Source organism: Micromonospora sp. SL4-19, assembly GCF_047921475.1.
GTDB lineage: Bacteria > Actinomycetota > Actinomycetes > Mycobacteriales > Micromonosporaceae > Micromonospora.
This window is the reverse complement of record NZ_JBLROB010000005.1, coordinates 218,981-245,804: the sequence shown is the minus strand read 5'-3', so window position 1 is coordinate 245,804 and position 26,824 is coordinate 218,981. Positions and strand designations below refer to the sequence as shown.

The 26,824-nt window shown below is 73.0% G+C and carries 25 protein-coding genes; 11 read left to right on the top strand and 14 right to left on the bottom strand.

Annotation, left to right across the window (positions count from 1 at the left end; genetic code table 11):
• Positions 1-137 precede the first annotated feature (137 nt).
• Together ACNAVT_RS10535 and ACNAVT_RS10530 are read left to right on the top strand one after the other, a co-directional pair.
• On the top strand, positions 138-620 hold the full coding sequence (locus ACNAVT_RS10535; RefSeq protein ID WP_416295105.1) for a SigE family RNA polymerase sigma factor: 483 nt from the start codon (positions 138-140) through the stop codon (positions 618-620).
• Positions 620-1,678: an LCP family protein gene (locus ACNAVT_RS10530; RefSeq protein WP_416295103.1), complete on the top strand. Its 1,059-nt coding sequence runs from the start codon at positions 620-622 to the stop codon at positions 1,676-1,678. The genes ACNAVT_RS10535 and ACNAVT_RS10530 overlap by 1 nt, the downstream gene beginning before the upstream one ends.
• A gap of 33 nt (positions 1,679-1,711) precedes the next feature.
• On the opposite strand, the gene ACNAVT_RS10525 is transcribed toward ACNAVT_RS10530, so the two are convergent.
• Positions 1,712-1,924, bottom strand: coding sequence for a hypothetical protein (locus ACNAVT_RS10525; RefSeq protein WP_416295204.1), 213 nt, complete (start codon positions 1,922-1,924; stop codon positions 1,712-1,714).
• 171 nt (positions 1,925-2,095) lie between these two features.
• On the opposite strand from ACNAVT_RS10525, the gene ACNAVT_RS10520 reads away from it, so the two are divergent.
• Positions 2,096-2,479 (top strand): phage holin family protein, encoded by a 384-nt coding sequence (locus tag ACNAVT_RS10520; RefSeq protein ID WP_416295101.1) that lies wholly within the window; start codon positions 2,096-2,098, stop codon positions 2,477-2,479.
• A gap of 131 nt (positions 2,480-2,610) precedes the next feature.
• Positions 2,611-3,633, top strand: a complete 1,023-nt coding sequence (gene fbaA / locus ACNAVT_RS10515; protein WP_416295100.1) for a class II fructose-bisphosphate aldolase — start codon at positions 2,611-2,613, stop codon at positions 3,631-3,633.
• 49 nt (positions 3,634-3,682) lie between these two features.
• Here the strand turns inward: fbaA and ACNAVT_RS10510 are convergent, their stop codons facing one another.
• Complete coding sequence (locus ACNAVT_RS10510; RefSeq protein ID WP_416295098.1) at positions 3,683-4,894, bottom strand: hypothetical protein; 1,212 nt, start codon at positions 4,892-4,894, stop codon at positions 3,683-3,685.
• A gap of 261 nt (positions 4,895-5,155) precedes the next feature.
• Here ACNAVT_RS10510 and ACNAVT_RS10505 point away from each other — a divergent pair, with 261 nt between their 5' ends.
• Complete coding sequence (locus ACNAVT_RS10505; RefSeq protein WP_416295096.1) at positions 5,156-5,584, top strand: DUF3151 domain-containing protein; 429 nt, start codon at positions 5,156-5,158, stop codon at positions 5,582-5,584.
• A 53-nt stretch (positions 5,585-5,637) separates the two neighbouring features.
• Here the strand turns inward: ACNAVT_RS10505 and ACNAVT_RS10500 are convergent, their stop codons facing one another.
• Positions 5,638-7,365, bottom strand: a complete 1,728-nt coding sequence (locus ACNAVT_RS10500; RefSeq protein ID WP_416295094.1) for a chromosome partitioning protein — start codon at positions 7,363-7,365, stop codon at positions 5,638-5,640.
• A gap of 73 nt (positions 7,366-7,438) precedes the next feature.
• Positions 7,439-8,434, bottom strand: coding sequence for a hypothetical protein (locus ACNAVT_RS10495; protein WP_416295092.1), 996 nt, complete (start codon positions 8,432-8,434; stop codon positions 7,439-7,441).
• Positions 8,435-8,556: 122 nt separating this feature from the next.
• On the opposite strand from ACNAVT_RS10495, the gene ACNAVT_RS10490 reads away from it, so the two are divergent.
• Both ACNAVT_RS10490 and purD read left to right on the top strand, forming a co-directional pair.
• Positions 8,557-9,846, top strand: a complete 1,290-nt coding sequence (locus ACNAVT_RS10490; protein ID WP_416295091.1) for an adenylosuccinate synthase — start codon at positions 8,557-8,559, stop codon at positions 9,844-9,846.
• 115 nt (positions 9,847-9,961) lie between these two features.
• Positions 9,962-11,209: a phosphoribosylamine--glycine ligase gene (purD, locus tag ACNAVT_RS10485; protein ID WP_416295089.1), complete on the top strand. Its 1,248-nt coding sequence runs from the start codon at positions 9,962-9,964 to the stop codon at positions 11,207-11,209.
• Positions 11,210-11,217: 8 nt separating this feature from the next.
• On the opposite strand, the gene ACNAVT_RS10480 is transcribed toward purD, so the two are convergent.
• From ACNAVT_RS10480 to ACNAVT_RS10465, 4 genes are all read right to left on the bottom strand, one after another.
• Positions 11,218-12,732, bottom strand: coding sequence for a N,N-dimethylformamidase beta subunit family domain-containing protein (locus ACNAVT_RS10480; protein WP_416295087.1), 1,515 nt, complete (start codon positions 12,730-12,732; stop codon positions 11,218-11,220).
• A gap of 101 nt (positions 12,733-12,833) precedes the next feature.
• Positions 12,834-14,399 (bottom strand): AMP-binding protein, encoded by a 1,566-nt coding sequence (locus ACNAVT_RS10475; RefSeq protein WP_416295086.1) that lies wholly within the window; start codon positions 14,397-14,399, stop codon positions 12,834-12,836.
• A 63-nt stretch (positions 14,400-14,462) separates the two neighbouring features.
• Positions 14,463-15,677 (bottom strand): acyl-CoA dehydrogenase family protein, encoded by a 1,215-nt coding sequence (locus tag ACNAVT_RS10470; RefSeq protein ID WP_416295084.1) that lies wholly within the window; start codon positions 15,675-15,677, stop codon positions 14,463-14,465.
• Position 15,678: 1 nt separating this feature from the next.
• Positions 15,679-16,131 (bottom strand): SCP2 sterol-binding domain-containing protein, encoded by a 453-nt coding sequence (locus ACNAVT_RS10465; protein WP_416295082.1) that lies wholly within the window; start codon positions 16,129-16,131, stop codon positions 15,679-15,681.
• 77 nt (positions 16,132-16,208) lie between these two features.
• Between ACNAVT_RS10465 and ACNAVT_RS10460 the strand changes: the two genes are divergently transcribed.
• The gene (locus ACNAVT_RS10460; protein ID WP_416295080.1) at positions 16,209-16,847 is read left to right on the top strand and encodes a TetR/AcrR family transcriptional regulator; all 639 of its coding nucleotides are present in this window, start codon (positions 16,209-16,211) and stop codon (positions 16,845-16,847) included.
• Between the two features lie 51 nt (positions 16,848-16,898).
• Here ACNAVT_RS10460 and ACNAVT_RS10455 read toward each other — a convergent pair whose 3' ends face one another.
• The 5 genes from ACNAVT_RS10455 to ACNAVT_RS10435 all read right to left on the bottom strand — a co-directional run bounded on the left by ACNAVT_RS10455 (position 16,899) and on the right by ACNAVT_RS10435 (position 22,538).
• Positions 16,899-18,200 (bottom strand): adenylosuccinate synthetase, encoded by a 1,302-nt coding sequence (locus tag ACNAVT_RS10455; protein ID WP_416295202.1) that lies wholly within the window; start codon positions 18,198-18,200, stop codon positions 16,899-16,901.
• A 46-nt stretch (positions 18,201-18,246) separates the two neighbouring features.
• Positions 18,247-19,152, bottom strand: a complete 906-nt coding sequence (locus ACNAVT_RS10450; RefSeq protein ID WP_416295078.1) for a hypothetical protein — start codon at positions 19,150-19,152, stop codon at positions 18,247-18,249.
• A 96-nt stretch (positions 19,153-19,248) separates the two neighbouring features.
• Positions 19,249-20,001 carry an NUDIX hydrolase gene (locus ACNAVT_RS10445; protein ID WP_416295077.1) on the bottom strand — a complete coding sequence of 251 codons (753 nt, stop codon included), beginning with the start codon at positions 19,999-20,001 and terminating at the stop codon, positions 19,249-19,251.
• A gap of 81 nt (positions 20,002-20,082) precedes the next feature.
• A complete protein-coding gene (locus tag ACNAVT_RS10440) occupies positions 20,083-20,916 on the bottom strand; it encodes a MaoC/PaaZ C-terminal domain-containing protein (RefSeq protein WP_416295201.1) in 834 nt (277 codons plus the stop codon).
• A gap of 266 nt (positions 20,917-21,182) precedes the next feature.
• Positions 21,183-22,538, bottom strand: a complete 1,356-nt coding sequence (locus tag ACNAVT_RS10435) for a 3-oxoacyl-ACP reductase (protein ID WP_416295075.1) — start codon at positions 22,536-22,538, stop codon at positions 21,183-21,185.
• Positions 22,539-22,592: 54 nt separating this feature from the next.
• Between ACNAVT_RS10435 and ACNAVT_RS10430 the strand changes: the two genes are divergently transcribed.
• Together ACNAVT_RS10430 and ACNAVT_RS10425 are read left to right on the top strand one after the other, a co-directional pair.
• Positions 22,593-23,885, top strand: a complete 1,293-nt coding sequence (locus ACNAVT_RS10430) for an acetyl-CoA C-acetyltransferase (RefSeq protein ID WP_416295073.1) — start codon at positions 22,593-22,595, stop codon at positions 23,883-23,885.
• Positions 23,886-23,957: 72 nt separating this feature from the next.
• Positions 23,958-24,209: a hypothetical protein gene (locus ACNAVT_RS10425; protein WP_416295071.1), complete on the top strand. Its 252-nt coding sequence runs from the start codon at positions 23,958-23,960 to the stop codon at positions 24,207-24,209.
• A gap of 60 nt (positions 24,210-24,269) precedes the next feature.
• Here ACNAVT_RS10425 and ACNAVT_RS10420 read toward each other — a convergent pair whose 3' ends face one another.
• Positions 24,270-25,010 carry an SDR family NAD(P)-dependent oxidoreductase gene (locus tag ACNAVT_RS10420; protein WP_416295070.1) on the bottom strand — a complete coding sequence of 247 codons (741 nt, stop codon included), beginning with the start codon at positions 25,008-25,010 and terminating at the stop codon, positions 24,270-24,272.
• Between the two features lie 372 nt (positions 25,011-25,382).
• Between ACNAVT_RS10420 and purB the strand changes: the two genes are divergently transcribed.
• Complete coding sequence (gene purB, locus ACNAVT_RS10415) at positions 25,383-26,807, top strand: adenylosuccinate lyase (RefSeq protein ID WP_416295068.1); 1,425 nt, start codon at positions 25,383-25,385, stop codon at positions 26,805-26,807.
• Positions 26,808-26,824: the final 17 nt, after the last annotated feature.

Sequence of the window (26,824 nt, the reverse complement as noted above, 5' to 3'; positions counted from 1 at the left end):
GAGCTTAAAGAAACGTGAAGGCGCTGGGCAGTCCGGGAGCGCCTGGTGGGCCGGATACTGGCCGATCGGATGATCAACGTCGCCGCAACGTTCGGTCGGGCCGGACCCGTCAACAGGACGGGACACCGGGAGGTGCAGTGACGTACGAGGAGTTCGCCGACGCGCGGCTGGGCGCCCTGCTGCGGTACGCGGTGATGCTGACCGGGGATCCGCACCAGGCGCAGGACCTGGTGCAGGAGACCATGGTCAGGGTCCAGCTGAACTGGCGGCGGGTGGCCCGGAGCGACGTGCCGGAGCGGTACGTCCGCCGGATGCTCACCAACCAGTACATCGACTGGCGGCGCGGCTCGTGGGCGCGCCGGGTGCTGCTGCGCGCCGAACCGGACGAGGCGATGCCGGCGTCGACCGACCATGCGCAGTCCGCGGTGGACCGGGACCAGGTCTGGTCCTGGCTGTCCCGACTGCCCCGCCGGCAGCGCGCGGCGCTGGTGCTCCGCTACTACGAGGACCTGCCCGACGCGGAGATAGCGGAGATCCTCGGCTGCGCCGTCGGCACGGTCCGCTCCTGCATCTCCCGGGCGCTGGCCACCCTGCGAGCCGAGTACGTGGAGGTCTGCTGATGATCGAGGACGACCTGCTGGCTGCTTTCGCGCGACTCGAGGCGCTGACCCCGCCCACCGGCCCGGTCCGCGCCGCCATCGAGCGGGCCACGGTCCGCCGCCGGCGTCGCCGCTTCCGGCTCCGGCTCGGCGGCACGGCGTTGGCGCTGGTCGCCGCCGCGCTGGCCGGCTTCACCGCGATCGCTCCGCAGCGCGGGGAGACCGCGAACCTGCTGACCGAACCGGCACCGCCGAAGCCCACTGCAGCGCTGAACGTGCTGCTGGTCGGCGTGGACGGGAACGACGGCCGCCCGTTCCGGATCGCCGACTCGGTCCTGCTGGTGCACGTCCCGGCCGACCGGAGCCGGCTCTATCTGGTGTCGCTCCCGCGCTTCCTGGAGGTCTCGCTACCCGGCCACGGGAAGGACAAGCTCGGCTACACCTTCCTGAAGGGCGCCGGGGAGCCGCGCCCGGACCTGGGCCGCGGCTATCAGGCCACCCGGGCGGCGGTGGCGGACACCCTCGGCGTACGCATCGACGCCGGTGCGGTGCTCACCTACCCGGTGGTGCGGAAACTCACCGACGCGGTCGGCGGCGTGGAGGTCTGCCTGCCGCAGCGGGTCCGCTCGTTGCACACCGACCGGGTCTTCCCGGCCGGCTGCCAGCGGCTCGACGGGAACGCCTCGGTGGACCTGCTCCGCCAGCGGAGCAAGCTGCCGGACGGCGCGCTGGATCGGGACCGCAACGCCGAGCGGTACGCGGCCGGTCTGCTCCACCGGATCGGCGAGCGGGGTGCGCTGACCAATCCGGTCGTGCTCGACACGCTGCTCCGGCAGCTTGGCACCGGACTGATCACCGACACCGGGGACACCTCCCTGCCGGCACTGGTGTCCGCGGCCGGGGAAGCCGCCGATGCCGAGCCGGTCGGGGTGGTCCCGCCGGGCTCGCACGTGGAGAAGCCGGACCTCCGCTTCCGGCTCGATCCCGCCCTCGGGCCGGGCTTCCTCGACGCCCTGCGCGCCGACCGGCTCGGCGAGTGGATCACCGCCCACCCCGGCCAGGTCACCCGGCTGCGTTGACGCGGGAGGGGCCCGCAGGCCCCTCCCGTCGGGTCAGCGGTAGTCGTCCTCGTCGGCGGTGACGACCCGGGCCTGTTCCATCGCGTCCCAGTCGCCGACCTCCAGGCCGCGCTGCGGCTCGGTGTCGCCGTCCTCCGGGTTGACCACCGCCGCCTGCTCGACCGCGTCGGCCGGCTCCGCCTCCAGGTCCCGCTCCTCCGGAGCGAGGTGGTCGCTCGGGGCGAAGTCCTCGTCGGGCTGACCCATCGTCCCTCCCTGGATCTCGGTGCGGACAGTCACCACCACACCGTACGGGCTGGCTCCGGTCCCCGCTCGGAGCCGGGCCGAACGGTGCCACGCGCGGCGACCGGCCGGACCCGCTCGCCGGAGTCGGCGGATTGTCCCTCCGATCGAGGAGCCCGGTGCCAGGATGGTGGCGTGGGCTTCCTGATCCGGCTGGCGATCACCGCGATCGCCCTGTGGATCACCACCCTGATCGTGCCCGGAGTGGAGGTGACCGGTCGCAACGGTACGGAGACGGCGCTCACCCTGCTCGTGGTGGCGCTCATCTTCGGCGTGGTCAACGCGGTGCTCAAGCCGGTCATCAAGGTGTTCGGCTGCGTGTTCTATCTGCTCACGCTCGGTCTGTTCGCGTTCGTGGTCAACGCCCTGCTGTTTCTGCTCACCAACGCGATCGCCGGGGGGCTGCACCTGCCGTTCCACGTCGACGGCTTCTGGTCCGCCTTCTGGGGAGCCATCGTGGTGGCCGTGGTGAGCTGGCTGATCAGCATCGTGGTGCCGGACCGGCTGGACGTCCGGTGAGCCGTCCCCGGGTCGGTTGTGCCCGTTGCCGCCTCCTGCGGGATACTGCCCGCGGTGGACAGCGCGGTCCGGCGCACCAGAGGAAGACAGCGGCCTGCGCGGCCGAGAGCGGTAAGTAAGGAGCGTTCGACATGCCCATCGCTTCCCCCGAGACCTACGCGGAGATGCTGGACCGGGCCAAGGCCGGCCGGTTCGCGTACCCCGCGATCAACGTGACCTCCTCGCAGACGCTGAACGCGGCGCTCAAGGGCTTCGCCGACGCGGAGAGCGACGGCATCATCCAGGTCTCCACGGGTGGCGCGGAGTACCTGTCCGGTCCGTCCGTCAAGGACATGGTCACTGGCGCGGTCGCGTTCGCCGCGTACGCCCACGAGGTGGCGAAGAACTTCCCGGTGAACATCGCGCTGCACACCGACCACTGCCCGAAGGACAAGCTGGACAAGTTCGTCCGGCCGTTGATGGGCATCTCCCAGGAGCGGGTGAAGCGCGGCGAGGAGCCGCTGTTCCAGTCGCACATGTGGGACGGCTCGGCCGTGCCGGTGGCGGAGAACCTGGAGATCGCCGAGCAGCTCCTCACTGAGGCCGCCAAGGGCAAGATCGTCCTCGAGATCGAGGTCGGCGTCGTCGGCGGCGAGGAGGACGGCGTCGAGAACGCCATCAACGAGAAGCTCTACACCACCGTCGAGGATGGCCTGGCCATGGTCGAAGCGCTCGGCCTCGGTGAGAAGGGCCGCTACATGGCGGCGCTGACCTTCGGCAACGTGCACGGCGTCTACAAGCCGGGCAACGTCAAGCTTCGCCCGCAGGTGCTCCACGACATCCAGGTGGCGGTCGGCGCCAAGTACGGCAAGGAGAAGCCGCTCAGCCTGGTCTTCCACGGCGGTTCCGGCTCGCTGCTGTCGGAGATCCGCGAGGCGCTGGACTACGGCGTGGTGAAGATGAACATCGACACCGACACCCAGTACTGCTTCACCCGGCCGGTGGCGGACCACATGTTCCGCAACTACGACGGCGTGCTGAAGGTCGACGGCGAGGTCGGCAACAAGAAGATGTACGACCCGCGCGTCTGGGGCAAGGCCGCCGAGGCCGGCATGGCCGCCCGGGTCGTCGAGGCCTGCGAGGCCCTGCGCTCCACCGGCACCAAGATGAAGTGATGCCGTAAAGAGGGGCCCTGGTTAACACCGTTAACCAGGGCCCCTCTTTTCATTCGGTCAGCAGCCGGACCGCCTCGTGCACGTCGTCGGTGAGGTGCACCGTGGCCGACAGGTCGCCGAACGGGGACGCGGCGAAGAGCGGACGCAGCAGCGACTCGACCGGCAGTTCGGTGGTCCAGTACGCCCGGTCCAGGAAGACGTACGCGCCGCTCGCGCCGTCGGTGCCGTAGTAGGTCTTGGTGGCCGCCTGGAACACCTCCTGCACCGTGCCGGCCCGGCCGGGCGCGAAGACGATCCCGCCCCGGGCCAGCCGAAGGATGGTGTCCTCCCGGATCGCGTTGGAAAAGTACTTGGCGATCCGCCCGGCGAACAGGTTCGCCGGCTCGTGCCCGTACAGCCAGGTGGGGATGGCCAGCCCGCCCGACCGGGCCCATCCGGTGCCGGTCGCCGCCGGACGCGGCGCGGGCAGCGTCGGCCCGGCCAGGTACGCCTGGCGTACCCGAAGCGCCACCTCCGTGTAGCGGTCGTGATCGGTGAAGTCGGGCGCGGTGGCGAGCAGGTCGACCGCCGCGGTGAGCTCCTCCGCCGGCCAGGCTGCGAGGAACGCGCCCAGGTTGGCCGCCTCCATCACGCCGGGACCGCCGCCGGTCACCACCAGCCGGTCGGCCCGCGCCAGCTCCCACCCCAGCACCGCCGCCATCCGGTACGCGGCGCTGCCGCGCGGCACCGCGTGCCCGCCCATCACGCCCACCACGGACTGCGGCCCGTGCTCCGCCAGCCAGGTCCGGGTGGCGTCGGCCAGCGCGTTGTCCACCCCGTGGTCGTGCAGCCGCTGGCCGAGCGCCTCCCGGACATCCGGCAGCGCGCCACCGTGGGCTCGGAAGTGCGCGTACACCCGGGTGTCGTACATCCCGGCGAAGCCGCCGTCGGCGAAGCCCGCGGCCAGGTCGTCCGCGGTGTAGAGGTGGGCCGGCTGGGTCGGGTAGGGCAGGCCGGAGAAGGGTGGGACCACGTTCGCGCCGCGCCGGACCAGGTCCGCGCCGACCTCCCGGCCGGCGAACCGGCAGCCCACGAAGAGGGTTCCGGTCACGTCGACGCCCCGCAGGTCGGGGACCGGATCGAGGTCGAGGCGCAGCCCCTGCACGGTCAGGCCGGCGAGCGTCCCCTCGGCAAGCCGCCGGTCGAACTCGTCCCGGGTCTCGATCTCGTCGATGGTGGTGTCGTGCGGCTCGATGACGTCCGCGGGGGGTGGGGTGGGCACGAGATCATCCTGCCCCGACCGGGCAACCCGGCCAACCCTGGCCAGGACGGACAGGAGCCCGGCGGCCAGGCCGCCGGGCTCCTGCCAACCCGGTCCTGGGGAGGCTCCGGATCTGTAGTTGTAGTGGAAAAAATCGCCGCGCGGCATGGGCCGCCGGTACGTGCGCCACCACCGCAGGCGTGACGAAAGCCTCAGCCGTTCAGCCGACCGGCTCGCCGGACCCCCTCGCGTACCCCCTGGTGAAGCGGGTTGAATGGGACGATGCAGAACCTGTTGCCTGAGCCACCGGCCACCCTCCTGCCGGCGCACGAGGAGGCCGACGCCGCGCTGGCCGCCGCCGCCGAGCAGGACACGGACGAGGCGTACGCCGATGCCGCGGCCCGCTTCCCGAGCCACAGCGCGGCCTGGGGGGCGCTCGCCGCCCGGGCGTTCGCCGCGGGCCAGGTCGTCCCGGCCTACGCGTACGCGCGTACCGGCTACCACCGGGGCCTGGATCAGCTGCGCCGCAGCGGCTGGAAGGGGCACGGCCCGGTGCCCTGGTCGCACAAGCCCAACCGGGGCTTCCTCCGCTGCCTCTACGTGCTCTCCCGGGCCGCGGGCGAGATCGGCGAGGCGGACGAGGCGGCCCGCTGCGCCCAGTTCCTCCGCGACTGCGACCCTGCCGCCGCGGACGCCCTGGCCAGTCGCTGACCTGCGTCGCCGGCCGGTCCGACCACGAGGCCGGGCCGGCCGTCACGCCCGAGTCAGAGACCTTCGGCGACCGCGGCGGCGATCTTCAGCCAGGCGTCCCGGGTGGCCGAGGAGAGCTGGCCGTACCGGATCGGCTCGCCGGTGTCGATGAGCCGCTCGTACGGCGCCAGCAGCACCGCGCGGGTCCGGGCCGCGAAGTGCTGCTGGATCGCCGGAAGGTCGATCTCCTTGCGCGACGGCGGCATCGACACCACCGTCACCGCCTGCCGGACCAGTCGCTGCCGGCCGCTCTGCTCCAGGTGGTCGAGCATCCGGGCGGCGGTCTCCGCCGAGTCGTTCCGGGCCGACATGGTGACCACGAGCTGGTCGGTGGCGTCCATCGCGGCCTGCCAGTTCTGCGCTCGGACATTGTTCCCGGTGTCCACGAAGATCAGCTTGTAGAAGCGGCTGACCACGTCACGGATCTCGGCGAACGCGGCGGCGGTGAGCATCTCCCCACCGGTCGCCGACTCGTCGGAGGCGAGTACGTCGAACATCCCCTCGCCCTGCGAGCGGACGTACTGCGACAGGTCGCCGACCCGGCCGTGCGGACCCTGGAACTGCCCGAGGTCGCGCAGCATGTCCCGGACCGTACGCGAGTGGAAGTCCTGCTGGGCCCGCATGCCCAGGGTGCCCTGGGTCTCGTTGTTGTCCCAGGCCAGCACGTACCCGCCGCGCTTCTGCCCGAAGGTCATCGCGAGCAGCAGGATGGCGACGGTCTTGCCCGCGCCGCCCTTCGGGTTGACCACGGTCACCTGGCGCAGCCCGCCGAAGTTGCGCCGGACCATCTCGATGTCGCGCTTCAGTTCCTGCTCGTGCCGCCCGGGCGGGAGCCGGACCAGGCCGATCCGGTTCACCACCGCCCGGACCCCCATGGTGGCCGTCGGGTCGGCCGGCCTGGCCTGGCGGCGGCGGGCGAAGTCCTCGGCCGTCGGAGGTGCCCCGCTCTCCGGGGTCCAGGCCCGCTCCGGGTACGCGGCGGGGTTCGGCTGCTGCTGCGGCGAGGGCGGGCCGGGCTGCTGCGGCGCGGGGGCACCGGGCCGAGGCCAGCCCGGCGGGTACCAGCCCGGCGGCGGGGCGGGTCCGCCGGCCTGCGGCGGCGGGTGAGCCGACGTGGCCGGCTGTCCGTATCCGACCGGTCCCGGCGGGTACGGCGGCTGCTGGAGCGGCACGCCCGGCGAGGGCGGGAACGGCCCGAGCCGCGGCGGCGCGCCGCCCTGCTGCGGTCCGCCGGCGGTCGGCGTCCCGGCCGGGGCGGGCGTCGCGCCGTCGGGGAGGGCGTCTCCGGGCGGCTCGGTCACCGCGGCGGCCGACCGCTGCGGCGGCTGGGCCCAGGGCGACTCGGCCCGGCCGGACCCGTTCGAGGACCCGGCACCCGCCCCGGTGCCAACCGCCGGGTCGGCACCCGTCTCGCCGTCCTGGCCCGCGGTCGTCGCCGGATGGGAGCCCACCGCGTCGCCCGGTTCCACTGCCGGCGGCGTCGTGGGGAAGGGGCCGGCCGCCGGTTGGTCGAGGGTGAACGGGAGGTCCAGGTCGACCGGGGGCCGTGCCGCGCGGGGTGCGGGCACTCCGCCGCCGGTGCCCGGCCGCATCTCGTCCGGGGCCGGTCCCGCGCTCCCGCCGTCCGGGGCCGACCGGGCGGCCGGGTCGGGCGGATCCGGCGGCCAGGGCGGTTCGATGTCCCGCTCGGGCACCTGCGGCTGGCCCGGGCCGTGGGCCCGGTCGGCGTTCTCGTGCACCACGGTTCCTCCCCATTCCTCCCGTCGAGGATAGGCCGTCCGGTGCGCCGGGTGGCCCGACCGGGATCGACGGAGGTCAGGCTGTCCAGACCGCCCAGGCACCCGACTCGGTCCACCAGGACCGCTTCCGGCTCAGCTCGCCTTCGACACCGTCGTCGAGGAAGGGCACCTTCTCGTCGCGTGGCACCACCGCCACCGCCCGTCCCCGGGCCCGGCGCACCTCGAGTCGTACCCGCTTCCTGCCCAGCAGGGACCGGGTGACGACGGGCACGGCGATCGCCACCTCGACCCGGCCGTCGGTTGGGTCCGGGTCGGCCAGCAGGGCCACGTCGTCCAGGCGCGCGTACCCGCCGGCGTTGCCGATCGCGCACGCCATGATCGGGTCCTCGCCCTGGGAGAGGAGCGCGCCGTCGACCTCGACCCGGGCCCGCCAGTGCAGCGGCCGGCCCGCCTCGTCGGCCGCGCCGAGCAGGGCGCCGTCCAGGGTCACCGACCCGCCGTCGTTGCGCAGCAGGTCGAGCCGGCGGGCCGTGCCGTCCAGCACCGCGGCGGCCACCGCCGCCGGGTCGCGGGGCAGCCCGAGCTGCGCGGCCAGGTCCCGCGCCGCCCCGCTGCCGGCCGGGTCGAGCGGGAGCACGCCGACCGGCGGCAGGTCGGGAACGGTCCGGTTGTCGGGCAGGTCGGCGGGGCGGCGGCTGGGCGGCGGGGCGTACCGGCGGACCAGCCGGCGCAGGACGGCGCGCAACTGCCCGTCACTGGCCGTGGCGACCACCAGGCGGGTCTTCGTGTCCGGGTCCGGCCAGGTGAGGCCGTCGGGGCGTGGCGGCCCGTCGAGGCGGGCCAGTACCTCGTCGATCTCCGCGTCCGAGCGGGCGGTGACCGTCTCCACCCGGGCGCCTCGGGCGGTCAGCGCGTCCGCACAGGCCAGCACCGGCACCCGCGGCGTCTCGCAGCGCTCCTCGGGCTTGGCGTCGGTGGCTTCGGTGCCACCGCAGCAGGCTCCACCGCTGCCGCAGCCTCCACCGGGAGCGTCCCGCTCCGAGCCGAGGGTGAGCAGCACCACGTCGTACACGAAGGAGCCTCCCGCTTCTCGACGAACCCCTGCCGGTTCCGTCGTCACTACTTGTTAGCCTGACACCCCGGGCTCGCTGACCGGTCGCCACCTGGCACCCGAGCCTTCTGGAGGCGGAAGAGATGCCAGCGATCGTGCTCATCGGCGCTCAGTGGGGCGACGAGGGCAAGGGCAAGGTTACCGACCTGCTCGGTGGGCGGGTCGACTACGTCGTGCGCTATTCCGGCGGCAACAACGCCGGTCACACCGTCATCACCCCGGACGGCCAGAAGTACGCGCTGCACCTCATGCCGTCCGGCGCGCTCTCGCCGAGCGCGATGATCGTCATCGGCAACGGCGTGGTGGTCGACCCCAAGGTGCTGCTGGAGGAGATCGACGGGCTCGCCGAGCGGGGCGTGGACGTCTCCCGGCTGCGGATCTCGGGCGACGCGCACCTGATCATGCCGCACCACCGGGCGCTGGACCGGGTGGTCGAGCGATACCTCGGCTCGTCCCGGATCGGCACCACCGGCCGGGGCATCGGCCCCGCGTACGGCGACAAGGTCGCCCGGATGGGCATCCGGCTCCAGGACCTGCTCGACCCCGGCATCCTGCGCAAGAAGCTGGAGCTGGCGCTCCGCGAGAAGAACCAGGTGCTGTTCAAGGTCTACAACCGCAAGGCGATCGACGTCGACGCGACGATCGAGGAATACCTGGGATACGCGGAGCGGCTCAGGCCCTACATCGCGGAGACCCGGGCGATGCTCTGGGATGCCCTGGACCGCGGCGAGACGGTGCTGCTGGAGGGTGCCCAGGCCACCATGCTCGACATGGACCACGGCACGTACCCGTTCGTCACCTCGTCGAATCCGACGGCGGGTGGGGCGTGCGTGGGCGCGGGCATCCCCCCGACCGCGATCACCAGGGTCATCGCGGTGAGCAAGGCGTACACCACCCGGGTCGGCTCGGGTCCGTTCCCGACCGAGCTGTTCGACGACAACGGCCAGCACCTGCGCAAGGTCGGCCACGAGTACGGCACCACCACCGGCCGGGAGCGCCGCTGCGGCTGGTTCGATGCCGTCGTCGCCCGGTACGCCTGCCGCCTCAACGGCGTCACCGACCTGGTCATCACCAAGCTGGACGTGCTCACCGGCATGTCGAAGGTGCCGATCTGTGTCGGGTACGAGATCAACGGCGAGCGCTTCGACGACATGCCGATGACGCAGACCGACTTCCACCACGCCACGCCGATCTACGAAGAGCTGGACGGCTGGTGGGAGGACATCACCAAGGCCCGCACCGAGGAAGAGCTCCCGGAGAACGCGAGACGCTACATCGCGAGGATCGAGGAACTCACCGGCACCCGCGTCAGCGTGGTGGGTGTGGGCCCCGGCCGCGAGGAGAACGTCCTCCGCCACCCCCTCCTCCCCTGACCCCTTTCGCCCGAGGCGCATTGATCAAGAGATTCCGGCCGTCCGGAGGCCGGAAATGAGACGCGGACATCTTGATCAACTGACCGGGGTGGCGCGATCAGTAGGATGCGGGGTCGTGCGGGTTCTTCTTGTGGGTGGTGGAGGTCGCGAGCACGCGCTCGCGCTCGGGCTGGCCGGCGATCCGTCCGTCGAGGTGCTGTTCGCGGCACCGGGCAATCCCGGCATCGCGGCGGTGGCGGAGCTGCGGGAGGTGAACGCGACCGACCCGGCTGCCGTCGCCGCGCTCGCTGTCGAGGTGACGGCCGACCTGGTGGTGATCGGGCCGGAGGCGCCGCTGGTGGCCGGGGTCGCCGACGCGGTACGCGCCAAGGGCATCCCCGCGTTCGGCCCGTCCGCCGAGGCCGCCCGGCTGGAGGGTTCCAAGACGTTCGCCAAGGACGTGATGACGGCGGCCGGCGTGCCCACCGCCCGCGCGTACACCTGCACGGATGACGAGGGCGTCGGCCGGGCGCTGGACGAGTTCGGGCCGCCGTACGTGGTGAAGAACGACGGGCTGGCCGCCGGAAAGGGCGTCGTCGTCACCGACGACCGGGCCCGGGCCGAGGAGCACGCCGGCGAGTGCGGCCGGGTGGTGATCGAGGAGTACCTGGCCGGACCCGAGGTGTCCCTGTTCGTGGTCACCGACGGGGAGGCGGCCCTGCCGCTGCTGCCCGCGCAGGACTTCAAGCGGGCCGGCGACGGCGACACCGGCCCGAACACCGGCGGTATGGGGGCGTACGCGCCGCTGTCGTGGGCGCCGCCGGGCCTGGTCGACGAGGTGATGCGCGACGTCGTGCACCCGACGCTGGCCGAGATGCGCCGCCGGGGTACGCCCTTCGCCGGCCTGCTCTACGTCGGCCTGGCGATCACCGCCGCCGGTCCCCGGGTGATCGAGTTCAACGCCCGCTTCGGCGATCCGGAGACCCAGGTCGTCCTCGCGCTGCTGGAGACGCCGCTCGCCGGGCTGCTGCACGCCGCCGCCACCGGCACGCTGGCGGAACATCCGCCGCTGCGCTGGCGGGCCGGGGCCGCGGTAACCGTCGTGGTGGCGGCCGAGGGCTACCCGGGGACGCCGCGTACCGGCGACGTGATCACCGGGGCGGACCGAGCCGGGGTCATCCACGCCGGCACCCGTCGGGACGCCGACGGCAGCCTGCGCTCCGCCGGGGGCCGGGTCCTCTGCGGTACGGCCACCGGACCGGATCTGGCCGCCGCACGGGACGCCGCCTACGCCCTGGTGCGCGGCATCGAGCTGGACGGCTCGCACCATCGCACCGACATCGCCGCCGCGGCGGCGGCGGGCCGGATCACCGTCCCCGCCTGAACGGTCGGTCAGGCCTGGGTCGGTCCGGCGGAGGGCGTCCGACCGCGGATCATGCGGTCGAGGACGTTCGACGTGGCCCGTTCGATCCGCTCGTCCCGGTGTCTGCGCCGGTTCAACGCCATGGTCCAGCCGAGGGTGCCGGTGGCGAAGACCACCGCGCCCTGCGGCGTCTCGTACACGTGGCTGTTCTGCACCCGGGTTCCGCCCTGCTTCGCCAGGTAGGGCGACGCGCTGAGCACCGTCCCGGCGATTCCGGTGTGCCGGGCGACCCCGCGGTTGAGGCCGTCCGCCTCGCCGGCCACGACGCCTGGGATCCGGTCGCCGTCGGCCACTTTGGTGCCCGCCCAGACCCAGTGGTCCGCCGACTGCACGACCAGCGGCTTCGGGGTCTGCACGATGCCGTTGTACTGCACCCCGATCATCGCCTGCTCGGGCGCCCCGGCGCGGCGCCAGGTCACGGTCGGGCCGGCCCCGTCGTCGTCCGGGTCTTCTGCGGTCTTCGCGCAGGCGACCACCCGCTCGGGCCGGCCGTCGTCGGACGGGCGGACCCGGATGCGCCAGTAGACGCTGTTCGCGCCGAAGAAGGCGAGGCTGGTGCCGCCCGCCAGCGCTGTCTCCGCCGCTCGACGCATCTCGCGCGACCAGTACTCGTCGTGCCCGCAGAACACCAGCCCTCGGTGCCGGCTCGGGTCGAGCCGTCCCGAGTGCAGGTCGAAGTCGGTCGCGTAGCTGACGTCGTAGTTGTTGCGTTCCAACCACTGGATCGCGTCGTAGTCCCGGCTGAAGTGACTGGGCTGGCCCGAGCGGGAGTACGGGCGGTCGAACGAGACCTCTCGCGCCCGCAGCGAGGTGTCCCGCATCCCGGTGGTCGCGTACCCGTTGTAGAGGCTCTTGCCGGTCCGCCGATCCTGCGGCCACTGGTTGTACGCCTGCCAGGTGGTCACCGGCAGGACGACGCAGAGCGCGGCGGCCCGCCGGTCGTCGCGGACGACGAACGGGGTGCAGGAACGCCAGCCGGCGGCCGAGGTGAAGACCGCCTGGTAGAGGCCGGAGGCCCAGTCGTTGGGCACCCGGAGCGTCCAGGACACCGGCCAGCGGCAGGCGATCGCTCCGGTCCTCGGGTCGGCGGGCGGCACCGGCTGCGGCATCCCGTCGAGCTTCGGGCTGGTCAGCATGGTGCGCGCTCCGACGCCGCCGTACCAGCCGAGCCGGTGGATGGTGATCTGGAACCGGCCGGCGAGGTTGACGGCGACGTGGAAGTCGACGGACTCGCCGGGGGCGACGCTGGTCGCCGACGCGTATCCCTGGATCTGCCGTTGCAGGTCGTCGGCGTTCCAGGTTTCGTCCGGCGACCACCAGGGCTTGCCTGGCGTGAGGTTCTCGGCCGGGACCGGCGGCGGCTGGCGGCGGACGAGCGTGCCGGAGCGGCGCTGGCCGGTGCCGGACTCGCTGCAGCCGAACGCGGTGGCGGAGGCGCCGCCGAGGATGAGGCCGAGGGCCAAGCGCCGGCGAAGTCGGACCATTCGAGCAGCTCCCGGACGAGTGAACGCGCCTGCCGAGGCGGCCTGCGCAGGAGAAAGTACCACCGGGGAACCCGGCCCGTCCGTCCCCTGTGCTCGGCCGTTCAGTCGTAGTAACGACGCAGTTCGCGGCTGAGCACCTTGCCGGTGGCGTTGCGGGGGAGGTACTTCACGAAGACCACGTCCCGGGGCACCGAGAAGCGGGCCAGGTAGTGGCGTACGTACTCGCGGACGGCCTCCGGGTCGAGCGTCTCGCCCGGGTGCAGGGCCAGGAACGCGGCGAGCCGCTGGCCGTACTCCACGTCCGGAACGCCGATCACCGCGACCTCGCGGACCTGGGGCAGCCGGGAGACCAGGTCCTCCACTTCTGAGGGAAAGACGTTCTCGCCACCGGAGACGATCATGTCGTCGGCACGCCCGTCGACGAAGAGCAGGCCCTCGGGGTCGATCCGGCCCAGGTCGCCGGTGTCCAGCAGGCCGTCGCGGCTTTCCCGGCCGGCCCCCGAGGTGTACCCCTCGAAGAGCATCTCGTTGCCTACGAAGATCCGCCCGACCTGGCCGTCACGGACCGGCGCGCCGGCCTCGTCCAGGATCTCCAGCCGGGTGCCGTGCGGCGGGCGGCCGGCGGTGGTGGGCGCCAGACGCAGGTCGGCCGGGCCGGCGATGGAGGCCCAGGAGACCTCGGTCGAGCCGTACAGGTTGTAGAGGACGTCCCCGTAGCCGTCCATGAACGCGGTGGCCAGCCCGCCGGGCAGCGCGGAGCCGCTGACCGCGACCACCTTCAGCGGCGGCCGGGGGTCCGGCGCCGGCACCTCCATCAGTCGTTGCAGCATCACCGGTACGGCGAAGAGCGCGTCGCAGGGCTGCCCCGCCAGGGCGGCCAGCGTGGCGGCCGGGTCGAAGCGGCGGTGCAGCACGACGGTGGAGCGCAGCGCGAAGGACACCTGGAGGGCGGCGTACCCCCAGGTGTGGAAGAGCGGCGCGGCGATCATCACGGTGTCCCGGGCGTGCAGCGGGATCCGGTCGATGATGGAGACCAGCGGGCCGAAGCCGTTCGGCGTGGGCCGGCGGGCGCCCTTGGGCGTCCCGGTGGTGCCGGAGGTGAGGACGATGGTCCGGCCGTCCCGCACCGGGGGCTGGAGCCGGTCCCCGGGCAGGGCGCCGGCGATCAGCTCCTCCCGGCCCCGCTCGTCGACCCGGTGCACCTCGGCGGGGAGGCCGAGGATCCGCTCGGCGAACTCGGCGTCGTGCACCAGGACCCGCAGCGCCTGCTCCTCGGCCACGGAGGCGAGCTGCGCCGGGGAGAGACCGGTGTTGACCAGGACGGCATCCGCGCCGAGCAGCATCGCCGCGACGGTCGCCTCGATCAGCCCGTGGTGGTTGCGGCAGAGGATGCCCACCCCGTCGCCGGCCCGGACCCCGAGCCCGGCCCGCATCGACCGGGCCAGGCGTTCCGCCCGGTCCAGCAGTTCCTGGTACGTCAGCGTGGCGCCGTGCTCGTCGACCACCGCGATTCGCCCCGGGTCGCGGGCAGCGGCCTGGCGCAGCTCACCGGCGAGGCTCCAGCCCCACTTTCGCAGCGCGCCGAGTTGGGAGGCGACCCGGATCGGACGGCCCGGGTTGAGCAGTCCGCGCCGGGTCAACGTGGCGACGAGGAACGGCAGGTCCAAGTCGGCCCCTCCTTCCTCGTCGTGCGTGTCCTCTCGATCGTGGTTCGCGCCGGGAGCCGACGGTCAGCGGATCTGCGTCCCGGAGATGGCCCGGGAGATGACCAGCCGCTGGATCTCGGAGGTGCCTTCGAAGATGGTGTAGATCTTGGCGTCCCGGTACCAGCGCTCGACCGGGTGGTCGCGCAGGAATCCGGCACCGCCGAGGATCTGGACCGCCTTCTCGGTGACCGCGACGGCCACCTCGCCGGCCTTGAGCTTGGACATCGAGCCCTCCCCCGCGTGGAACGGCCGGTTGTTGCGGCCCATCCAGGCGGCCCGCCAGACCAGCAGCCGGGCTGCGTCGATCTCCATCTTCATGTCGGCGAGCGTGAACGCGATCGCCTGGTTCTCGATGATCGGGCGGCCGAACTGGACCCGGTCCCGGGCGTAGTCCAGGGCGTACTCGTAGGCGGCGCGGGCCACGCCGAGCGCCTGCGCGCCGACGGTCGGGCGGGTCAGTTCGAAGGTACGCATCGCCGCCTGGCCGGAGGCACGCCGCCCCGAGCGGGCCCGGTCGAGCCGTTCCCGCAGGGCCTCCCGCCCGCCGAGCAGGCAGCGCCCCGGCACCCGTACGTCGTCGAGGAAGACGTCGGCGGTGTGGGACGCGCGCAGCCCGAGCTTGCGCAGCTTGCGGGTGGCGCTGAGCCCCGGCGTGCCCGGCGGTACGACGAACGCCGCCTGCCCCCGCGAGCCCAGCTCCGGCTCGACCGAGGCGGTGACCACGTGCACCCCGGCGATCCCGCCGTTGGTGGCGTACGCCTTCTGCCCGCGCAGCACCCACTCGTCCGCGGCCTCGTCGTAGACCGCGCGGGTGCGCATGGCCCCGACGTCGGAGCCGGCCTCCGGCTCTGTGCTGCAGAACGCGGCGACCGCGGGCCGGTCGACGTCGCCGAAGCACTGCGGCACCCATTCGACGAGCTGGTCGGGGGTGCCGGCGCCGTAGATGGCGGCGACGGCCAGCGAGGTGCCGAAGATGCTCAGGCCGATGCCGGCGTCGCCCCAGAACAGCTCCTCGCTGGCGATCGGCATGGAGAGGCCGGTGGGGTCGGCCCAGCAGGTGGCGAGGAACTCGAAGCCGTACAGGCCGACCTTCGCCGCCTCCTGGACGATCGGCCAGGGGGTCTCCTCGCGGGCGTCCCACTCGGCCGCGGCCGGGCGCACGACCTCGGCGGCGAAGCCGTGCACCCAGTCGCGCAGATCCCGCTGTTCCTCGTTCAGGTCGAGCGAGAACTCGGCCATCTCAGGCCTTGGGGATGTCGAAGAGGTTGGCGATGTTGGCGGCGAGGCCCAGGTCGCCCTTGGCCTTCAGCTTGCCGGTCATGAACATCATGACCGGGTTGCCGCCACCCGAGATGATCTTCAGGAACTCGACCGGACCCATGGTGAGGCTGAGCTTCGGTTCCCGCGACGGGCTGTCCGAGACGGTGCAGGTGCCGTTCTCGATGACGATCTCGTAGGTGTCGGTGCCGCCGTCGGGGCGCCCGGTGATGCTCCAGTGGATGACCGCGTTGGTGGCGCCCGCGCGGTCGGCCCGGAACAGCGACGGCATCCGGTCGAAGACCTCGCCCAGGATCTTGCCGCGCAGGTCACCGGACATGACGTCGGCGAGCTTGTCGTCGGACGTGGACTTGACCAGCTGCGCGAACTCCTTCGGACTGAGGTTCGCGAAGTTGGCCGGGTCGAAGCCAGTCATGGGGAATGCACCTCTCGGAGCGGGCCGACTTTGGTTACTCTGGCGTAACCTTACGCATGAGTAGGTATGCTGGCAAGGTGTCCGGCACTCCGACCTTCAAGCGCCTGCCCCGGGCCGTACGGGAACAGCAGATGCTCGACTCGGCGGTCAAGGTCTTCTCCCGCCGGGGGTTCCACGCGGCCAGCATGGACGAGATCGCCGACGACGCCGGCATCTCCAAGCCGATGGTCTACGCGTACCTGGGGACGAAGGAAGAGCTCTTCGTCGCCTGCCTGCATCGCGAGGGCACCCGGATGATGGAGGCCATCGCCGGGGCGGCCGCCCCCGACCTGCCCGCCGACGAACGGCTCTGGCGCGGGCTGCGCGCCTTCTTCGGCTTCGTCGGGGCGCACCGGGACGGCTGGGCGGTGCTCTACCGGCAGGCCCGCGGCTCCCAGCCGTTCGCCGCCGAGTTGGCCGCCATGCGCGGCCGGCTGGTCGAGGTCGTCGCCGGGATGCTCGACCACGCGCTGCGAGCCCGGGGGCGCGAGGTCGGCGCCACCGACCTGGAGGTGGTCGCGTACGCCCTGGTCGGCGCGAGCGAGTCGCTGGCCGACTGGCTCGCCGACCACCCGGAGGCGGATCCGGAGAAGACCGCCACCCGGATGATGAACGTCGCCTGGCTCGGCGCCGACCAGCTGCTCCGCGGCACCACCTGGCAGCCGCCGGGCGGCTGATCCGCTCGGACCCGGCTACGGCCTCCCGCACGACGCCGAAGGGCTGCGCGCCTACCTGGGCGGCACCGCCGCCGCGCCGCGCTGGCCCTCGTCGGCCAGCCACGTACGCGATCCGGGCGAGGCCAGCCAGCCCGCCGGTGTCTTGTCCTCGGCGGTCCGATCGCGCGAGGTGAGCACGACCGGGGTGTCCAGGGCGTCGGCCACCGCCGTCGGCCAGTCGGCGGGCGGGTCGTCGTACACCGGGCGGGCCGCCAGCAGGCGGGCGGTGAGTGCGGCCTGCCGGTCCAGGTCGCCGGCCGGGCCGGGGGTGAGCCGGTCGAGGGTGTCGTAGCGGCGGCAGATCCGCAGCTCCGGCCCGGCCAGGTCGAGGTGGGTCAGCGCCAGCCCGTCCACCCCGCCGACCACGTCGAGGGCGTACCGGTGGGCGACGGCGTCGAGGTGGCCGAACCGGAACCGGCCCTGCCAGGGGTTCGTCGGGTTGTGCGGGTCGGTGAACGGCAACGCCCGATCCTCGGTGACCAGCGGCCCGGGCCCGTGCCGGGTGGTCGTCACCCGCAGCACGCCGAGCCGCCGGGCGGTGCCCGCCAGGCCCGCCTCGGCGAGCAGCGCGTCGGCGTTGGCGAAGGTGGTCGTGCTCCACGTCGTGTATGGGTGGAAGCCGTGCCACTCGTCCAGCAGCACCCCCTGCGCCCCCTCGAAGACGCAGGTCCCGGCCCGCAGCACCCCGGCCAGGTGGCCCCGGTCCACGATCGCCACCCGGTCGGCGAAGGCGGCGTACGCGGGCAGGCAGTCCTCGACGGGCGGGGCGTCCAGTGTGCCCAGCTCGGCGGTGAGCCGGTCCCGCAGCGCGGTGAGCAGGCGGCGCAGCACCGCCGGGTGGCGGCAGTCCGCCACCCGGGGCGCCTCGTCGGGGTGGGTGAGGCCGTACGCGACCGCCTCACCCACCCCCAGCCCGCAGGAGCCGTGCCGGTCGGCTCCCCGGGCGATCTCCCGGGCCCGGTTCGCGGCCCGGTGGTACGGCGTGGCCAGCAGCGCCTCGCCCTCCACGGTCAGCCGGTCGAGGGCGTCGGGCACTCCCACCGCCGTGAGGTGGTCGGCCTCGGCGGCCAGCGCCAGCGGGTCCACCACCACGTGCCGCGACAGGTGCGTACGGACCCCGGGGCGGAATGCCCCGGCGCCGAACTGCGCGAACGTGTGGTGTCGTCCGTCGCGCAGCACGACGTTGTGCGCCGCCTGCGCGCCCCCGTTGAACCGGACCACCGTGTGCACCGGCCGGCTCGCGCAGAGCCAGTCGACGACGGTGCCCCTGCCGGCGTCGCCGTAGCCGAGGTCGACCACCATCACGTGTTTCACCACCGGGTCACTCCAGGGCCGGCGGTCCCGCGCGCCGGCAGGGTGGTCACCTCGGCCCGCCCCGGTCCAGCCGGGCCAGCGCCCGGGAGACCGTACGGGTGGCCGTCGAGCCGGTCCGGTCCAGGTCGCGCAGCCCCTCGTCCAGGTCGATGGCCTGCTCGCCGAGGCCGACGGTGAGCGCGATGGCCTCGCAGACCGCACCCAGGTCGTCCAGCTCGACGGCGTTCTGCCCGAGCAGGCCGCGCCAGAACTCGAGCACCTTCCGGCTGCCGGCGTACGCGCTGCCGGCCGGGAGCAGGTAGTAGGTGTCCCAGCGGCGGGTCACCTCGTCGACGATCTGCCGCACCGGCAGGTCCTCGCGCAGGTCGTTCCCGATCAGCCGGCCCACCTCACGGGCCTTCACCCGCGGGTACGCCAACTCGTCGCCGATGATGAACAGGTAGCCGCGCCGCCCCCGCCTGGACCAGCAGTTGGTGACCGTGTGCCGGGCCATGAAGTACATGGCCAGTTCGTACGACTCGGTCATCTGGCCACCACCGCCGCCCTCCAGCACGATCCGGCCCAGGTCGTCGTCCATCCGGTTGTCGGACTCGAACTGCCCGATCTGCAACGGCACCCGGTCGCAGGTGGCGTCGCCGATGGCGCCGAACATGATCTGTGGGTCGCGGGCGTATCCCTGCCGCAGCAGCAGGCCGAGCAGCTTGGGCAGCTTGGTCTGCAGCACCCGGGGCACGTGGCCCATCGAGCCGGTCACGTCGAAGAGCACGGCGATGGGCGTCGACTGCGGGTGCTCCTCGGAGTCGCGGCTCTCCCGGACCGCGTCGCGCGGGTCGAGCGCGGGGTGCACGGTGCGCGCCCCGCGGTCGCTGTAGGAGAAGGCGCTCGCGCCGGTGGCCCGGCGGTAGCGGTCGGCGGCGTCGTACACGTCGGTGGACCAGATTCCGCTGCCCATGGCAGCCTCCCTACGGGTTGAGGGTGAAGGGTCGGAAGGTGCGGGACCGGTACAGCCGCTCCAGCACCTCGTCCAGGCGGATCGCCTCCTCGGTCCTCACCGCACCGTCTCCTCCCGGGCGGGACGCAGCAGCGCCGGGTGCAGCAGCCGGGCGTCGCCGGCGCGGTAGAGCCTGGCCCGGGGACCGCCCCGGGCGCCGCCACGCTCGGTGCTGGCGCCGGTGCTCTCCACGAAGCCCGGCACGGAGAGCACCTTGCGGTGGAAGTTGGCGGCGTGCAGCGGGTGCCCCCAGACCGTCTCGTAGACGGCCCGCAGCTCGGTGATGGTGAACTCGGGCTCGAGGAAGCGGGTGGCCAGCGGGGTGTACTCCAGCTTGGACCGGGCCCGCTCCAGGCCGTCGTCGATGATCCGGGCGTGGTCGAAGGCGAGCTGCCGGCTGGTCAGCGCGGCCACCGGCAGCCAGACCGCGTCGTCGGCGTCGGTGCCGGCGGCCGGGTCGGGCAGGTCGGGGGCGAAGGCCAGGTGGGCGATCGAGACGACCCGCATCCGGGGGTCGCGGTCGGGAGTGCCGTAGCTGGCGAGCTGTTCCAGGTGGACGCGGCGCAGCCGTTCGCCGCCGAGCCCGGTCTCCTCGGCCAACTCCCGCCGGGCCCCGGCGGCCAGGTCCTCGTCGGGGCGGACGAAACCGCCGGGCAGCGCCCAGTGGCCCTCGTACGGCGGCGCGCCCCGGCGGATCAGCAGCAGGTGCAGCGCGCCGTCGCGAATGGTCAGCGCCATCACGTCGACGGTGACCGCCACCGCCGGGTAGTCCCGGGGGTCGTACGCGGCGAGGAAGTCCTGCTCGTTCACGGCATCTCTCTCACTCTGAGAACAACTCAACCTGAGAACAACCTAGCGCACGAGAGAGGGAACGGGAAGCCCCCTCTCTCCTCAGCGGACGGTGCCCACCAGCTGCGGCCGGCCGGTCCGCCCGTCGTGCAGGGCGAAGTCCCAGGTCCCAGCGGTGGAAGTGGCGCTGAAGGCCACCGTGGACGGCAACGGCACCGGCAGCTTGAACGCCACCTCCACCGTGTACGCCTCCGGCAGCCGGCCCTCCAGCGCGGCCAGGCAGCGCGCCTTGCTCCACATGCCGTGCGCGATCGGACGCCGGAAGCCGAACAGGCGTGCCCCGAGCCTCGAGGTGTGGATCGGGTTGCGGTCGCCGGAGACCCGGGCGTAGTCGATGCCCACCCGGGGGGTCACCCGCCAGTGCGCCGAGGCGGCCGGCGGGGCCGGGCGGTCACCCCGATCGGGCCGCGGGCCGCCGCCCGCCTGCCGGTCCTTTTCCAGGTACGTCGAGACGCCCCGCCAGACCTCCTCGCCGCGGACCGAGCCGACCAGCACCACGTCGAGCTGCCGGCCCCGCTCGTGCGGGCGCAGGTTCTCGGCGTACGTGCGGAAGTCCAGGGTCTCGCCGGCCTCGACCAGCCGGTGCACGGTGATCCGGTTCGCCACGTGCACCACCCCGGCCAGCGGGATGGGGAACTCCGCCGCGGTCATCAGCCGCAACGCCAGCGGAAAGCCCAGCACGTGCAGGTACGTCGCCGGCAGCCGGTCGGCGAGGCGGAACCCGCAGACCCGGTCGTAGTCGGCCAGGTGCGCCCGGTCCACGCTGACACCGGTGACGCCCAGCTCCACCTCGGGCACGTCCAGGCCGCGTCGCCCGCCCAGCCCCGGCAGCGCCCTGAGCAGGGCGCGCCGGTAGAGCGCACCGGTCGCCGGCATCCGGGGCAGGTCGATCCGGACCCGTCCCTCGGCGCCGCCGGTCGCCGGCCGGACGGCCGCCCCGGCGACCGCCGACAGGTCCCTGGTGACCGCCGCGGCCGAGCCGGACAGGTCCTGCGTCTCGTCGGCGGCTGGTCCCGGGCCGTCGCCCGCCGCCGCGATCGCGTCCCGGGCTGCGGTGAGATCCTGGGTCGGACCCTCGATCAGCTCGTGCACCGACAGCTCGTCGGCCGGCTCCGTCGCCCGCCGCTGCCTCCGCCGTGCCATCACGCGCCCAGCAGGCTCTGGCCGCAGACCCGGATCAGGTTGCCGCTGACCGCGCCGCTGGCCGGCCAGGCCAGCCAACCGATCGTCTCGGCCACGTCCACCGGCAGGCCGCCCTGGGCCATGCTGTTCATCCGCCGGCCCGCCTCGCGCAGCATGAGCGGCATCCGGGCGGTCAGCCGGGTCTCGATGAATCCGGGCGCGACGGCGTTGAGGCTGATGCCGCGGTGGCGCAGCACCGGGGCGAGCGAGTCGACCAGGCCGATCACCCCGGCCTTGCTGGTCGCGTAGTTGGTCTGCCCCCGGTTGCCGGCGATGCCGGCGATCGAGGAGACCGAGACGATCCTCCCGCCGGCCGGGATCAGGTCGCGCTCCAGCAGCACGTCGTTGATCCGCTCCTGGCTGGAGAGGTTCACGTCGATGACCGAGTCCCAGCGGTCCGCGTCCATCCGGCCGAGGGTCCTGTCCCGGGTGATGCCGGCGTTGTGCACCACCACGTCGACCCGGCCGTGCCGGGAGGCCAGATGCTCGGCCAGCCGGGTCGGTGCGTCCGGCGCGGTCAGGTCGAGCTGCACCGCGCTGGCGCCGATCTCGTTGGTGACCGCCGCCAGCGCGTCCCCGGCGGCGGGCACGTCCAGCGTCACGACCTGGGCGCCGTCCCGGGCGAGCACCCGGGCGAGGGCGGCGCCGATGCCCCGCGCAGCCCCGGTGACCAGGACGACCTGCCCGTCCAGGGGCCGGTCCCAGTCGGCCGGCGCGGTGGCGGTGCCGGCACCGACCCGGATCACCTGCCCCGACACGTACGCGGACCGTCCGGACAGCAGGAAGCGCAGCGAGGCCTCCAGGCTGACCGGGGTGCCGGCATCACCGTCCGGTGTGACGTACACCAGCTGGGCGGTGACCCCCCGGCCGAACTCCTTGCCGACGCTGCGGGTCAGCCCCTCCAGGGCGCGCTGCGCGGTCGCCTCACGGGGCGAACCGCCTTCGGCCGGTGGGGTGCCCAGCACGATCACCCGGCCGCTGGTCAGCAGCGCCCGGGCCGGCGGGTGGAAGAAGTCGTAGAGCTGGCGCAGTCCGGTGGAGTCGGTGATGCCGGTGGCGTCGTACACCAGGGCGGCGAAGCGCGAGGTGGCGCCGGCGGCGGCCGGATCGGCCAGCTCGACCCCGGCCGCGGCCAGGATCTTGCCCACCGGCTCGGCGAGCCGGCCGCCGGCCGCCGAGCCGAGCAGGACCGGGCCGGGAACGAGCGGGTCGCCCGGCGTGTGCCGGCGCAGTCGCGGCGGGTCGGGCAGCCCGAGGCGCTTGACCAGCGCGCGGCCGGCCCCGGATTGGACGAAGCTCGCGTACCTGTCGGTCATAGGCGTAGCCTACTGGCGAGTAGGGTTCGGGCAACAGTTTCGAGGAGGTCGATCGTGCAGAGTGTCCGGCGGGTCGCGGTCATCGGCGGCAATCGCATCCCCTTCGCCCGGTCCAACTCGCGGTACGCGCAGGCGTCCAACGCGGACATGCTCAACGCGGCGCTGGACGGCCTCGTCGCCCGGTTCGGCCTGGCCGGGCAGCGAATGGGCGAGGTGGTCGCCGGGGCGGTGCTCAAGCACTCCCGGGACTTCAACCTGACCCGCGAGGTGGTGCTCGGCTCGAAGCTCGACCCGCGCACCCCGGCGTACGACATCCAACAGGCCTGCGGCACCGGCCTGGAAGCCGCCATCCTGGTCGCCAACAAGATCGCGCTCGGGCAGATCGAGGTCGGCATCGCCGGTGGCGTCGACACCACCTCGGACGCGCCGCTGGCCATCAACGAGGACCTACGCCGTACGCTGCTCGCGCTCAACTCCGCCCGGACCGTCGGCGAGCGGCTGAGGACCGCCGCGAAGCTCCGCCCGCACCAGCCGTTCAAGCCGGAGATCCCGCGCAACGCGGAGCCGCGTACCGGGCTGTCCATGGGCGAGCACGGGGCGCGGACGGCGCTGCGCTGGAACGTCGACCGGCAGGCCCAGGACGAGCTGGCGCTCCGCTCGCACCAGCGGCTCGCCGCCGCGTACGAGAAGGGGTTCTTCGACGACCTGATGACCCCCTACCTCGGGCTGACCCGGGATCAGAACCTCCGCCCGGACACCAGCCTGGAGAAGCTCGGCTCGCTCAAGCCGGTCTTCGGCACCAAGGGGCCGGACGCCGAGCGGGCCACCATGACCGCCGGCAACAGCTCGCCACTCACCGACGGCGCGTCAACGGTGCTGCTGGCCAGCGAGGAGTGGGCGCGGGAGCACCACCTGCCGGTGCTGGCCTGGTTCTCCTGGTCCGAGACGGCCGCGGTCGACTTCGTGCACGGCGACGAGGGGCTGCTGATGGCCCCCGCGTACGCGGGGGCCCGGATGCTGGCCCGGGCCGGCCTGACACTGCAGGACTTCGACTTCTACGAGATCCACGAGGCGTTCGCCTCGCAGGTGCTGGCCACCCTGGCCGCGTGGGAGTCACCCGAGTTCTGCAAGGAGCGGCTGGGCCTGGACGCGCCGCTCGGGGCGATCGACCGGGAGCGCCTCAACGTCAACGGCTCCTCGCTGGCCGCCGGGCATCCGTTCGCGGCCACCGGCGGCCGGATCGTGGCCACCCTGGCCAAGCTCCTCGACCAGAAGGGGAGCGGGCGCGGCCTGATCTCCATCTGCGCCGCCGGCGGGCAGGGCGTGACGGCGATCCTGGAGCGCTGAACCCGGTCACCTTTCCAGTGGCGAGCGATGCTAGGGGCGGCAGCCACGCTCGCAAGCCGTGACGATGAGGGCGTGGACCGGCACCAGGTACGCGGGGCCCTGCTGGAGGCAGGGCTGTCCCCCGAAGCCTTCGAGTTGGAGGGCGTGCACGAGCACGTGCCGGTCCCTCCCGACTTCTGGTTTCTCCGCCGCTCATCCGGCGGCGGCTGGGAGATCGGCCTCTACGAGCGCGGCGTGCACGACGTCCGCCAGCGCTTCGACACCGAGGAGGAGGCGTCCGCAGGGCTCTACACCGCCCTCACCGGCCGGCCGGCTCCGTTCTGATCCGATGGCCCCCGGGCCACCCCGCCCGATCTACCCCCCGCCGCCCGCGGCGTGCCCGGGTCAGGCGGTGGCACCGCCGTCGATGGCGATCGACGCGCCGGTGATGTGCCGCCCGCCGTCGCCCACAAGGTGGCTGACCGTCCCCGCGACATCTGCCGGCGTCCCGTACTGGCCGAGGGCGATGTGCGACCGCTGCTTGTCGGAGGTGGCGCTGTCTGACGGGTTCATGTCGGTGTCGGTCGAACCGGGGAGGATCAGGTTGACGGTGATCCCGCGCGGGCCGAGTTCGCGGGCGAGTGCCCGGGTCAGGCCGTTGACCGCGCTCTTGGTCATGGCGTAGACGCTGACTCCCGGATCCGGGACACGGCTGGCGAAGCTGCTGCCGATGTTGACGATCCGTCCGCCGTCGCCCATGTGGCGTACCGCCGCCTGGGTCGCCAGGAACGCCCCGCGTACGTGCACGGCGATGGCCAGCTCGAGGTAGTCGAGGCTGACCTTGTCGATCGGCCCGGCCGAGAAGACGCCGGCATTGTTGACCAGGATGTCCAGGCGTCCCAGTTCGGCGACGGCCTGCTCGACCGCGTCGACCACCGCCGTACCGTCGGCGCTGTCGGCCCGGATTGCCAGACCGGTGCGCCCGTACGACTCGATGTCGGCGACCACGGCCTTCGCGCTGTCCTCCGCTGTCCGGTAGGTGAACGCGACGTGGGCGCCGTCCTCGGCCAGCCGGCGCGCGACGGCGGCGCCGATACCGCGGCTCCCGCCGGTGACGAGGGCAACCCTGCCGGTAAGTCTGGACACGCTTCCCCATTCCTGTCGGTCGACTCAGGAGGGTGATCACCCTATCCGGCACCCGGGTCTGCGCTTGCCGACCGTCCTTACCGTGAGCGCCAGCCCGCCCCACGATCGTCTACTTCCGGGTCGCCCAGAAGCCGACCTGCCCGTCCGGCACCAGCGCCAAACGGGTCGAGGGCACACCGGTCGTCCTGGAGTGGAAGGCCAGCAGCGTCGACCGTCCAGCGGCACACCTACCTGCTGACGGTCACCAACGCCCAGGGCAAGCAGACGAAGACCCTCGTGGTGACCGCGACCGTGCACGAGATCATCCAGGTGTGAGGTGGTCCGGCCCATGCCGGTGGGGCCACGACCGGCGAGTACGGGAGAATGAGGGCCGTGACGACGATCCCGAACGTGCTCGCCCACCGGTACGCCTCACCCGAGCTGGTCGCCCTCTGGTCGCCGGAGGAGAAGGTACGGATGGAGCGGCGGCTCTGGCTCGCCGTGCTCAGGGCCCAGCGGGACCTCGGCGTGGCGGTGCCGGACGGAGTGGTCGAGGCGTACGAGCGGGTGGTCGACGATGTCGACCTCGCGTCGATCGCGGCGCGCGAGCGGGTCACCCGGCACGACGTGAAGGCCCGGATCGAGGAGTTCAGCGCGCTCGCCGGGCACGAGCACGTGCACAAGGGGATGACCTCCCGGGACCTCACCGAGAACGTCGAGCAGCTCCAGGTCCGCGCCTCGCTGGAGCTGATCCGGGACCGGGTGGTCGCCACCCTGGCCCGGCTGGCCTGGCACGCCCACGAATACTCCGGCCTGGTGATGACCGGCCGGTCGCACAACGTCGCCGCGCAGGCCACCACGCTGGGCAAGCGCTTCGCCTCCGCCGCCGAGGAGCTGCTGATCGCGTACGAGCGGCTCGAAGACCTCATCAACTGGTACCCGCTGCGTGGGATCAAGGGCCCGGTGGGCACCGCTGCGGACCAGCTCGACCTCTTCGACGGCGACGCCGACAAGGTGGCCCAGTTGGAGCGCCGGGTCGCCGAGCACCTGGGCTTCGCCCGGGTGCTGGACAGCGTCGGCCAGGTCTACCCGCGCTCGATCGACGTGGCCGTGCTCGCCGCGCTCTCCCAGGTGGCCGCCGCGCCGTCGTCGCTGGCCACCACGATCCGGCTGATGGTCGGCCAGGAGTTGGTCACCGAGGGCTTCAAGCCCGGCCAGGTGGGCTCGAGCGCGATGCCGCACAAGATGAACACCCGCTCGTCGGAGCGGGTGAACGGCTTCGCGGTGATCATTCGGGGTTACCTGTCGATGGTCGGCGAGCTGGCGGGTGACCAGTGGAACGAGGGGGATGTCTCCTGCTCGGTGGTCCGCCGGGTGGCGCTGCCGGACGCGTTCTTCGCCGCCGACGGCCTGTTCCAGACCTTCCTCACCGTGCTGGACGAGTTCGGCCCGTACCCGGCGGTGATCAACCGGGAGCTGGAGCGCTTCCTGCCCTTCCTGGCCACCACGAAGATCCTGGTCGCGGCGGTGCGCCGCGGGGTCGGCCGGGAGGTCGCGCACGAGGTGATCAAGGAGCACGCGGTGGCCGTCGCGCTGGCGATGCGGGAGAAGGGCGCGGCCGAGAACGACCTCTTCGACCGACTCGCCGCGGACGGCCGCCTCGGCCTGACCCGGGCGGAGATCGACGCCCTGGTCGCCGACCGCAACGCCTTCGTCGGCGCCGCAGGCACCCAGATCGACCGGGTGACCGCCCGCATCTCCAAGATCGTCGAAGCTCACCCCCACGCCGCCGCCTACTCCCCACCTCCCATCCTCTGACCCGGTCCTCGCCTGGT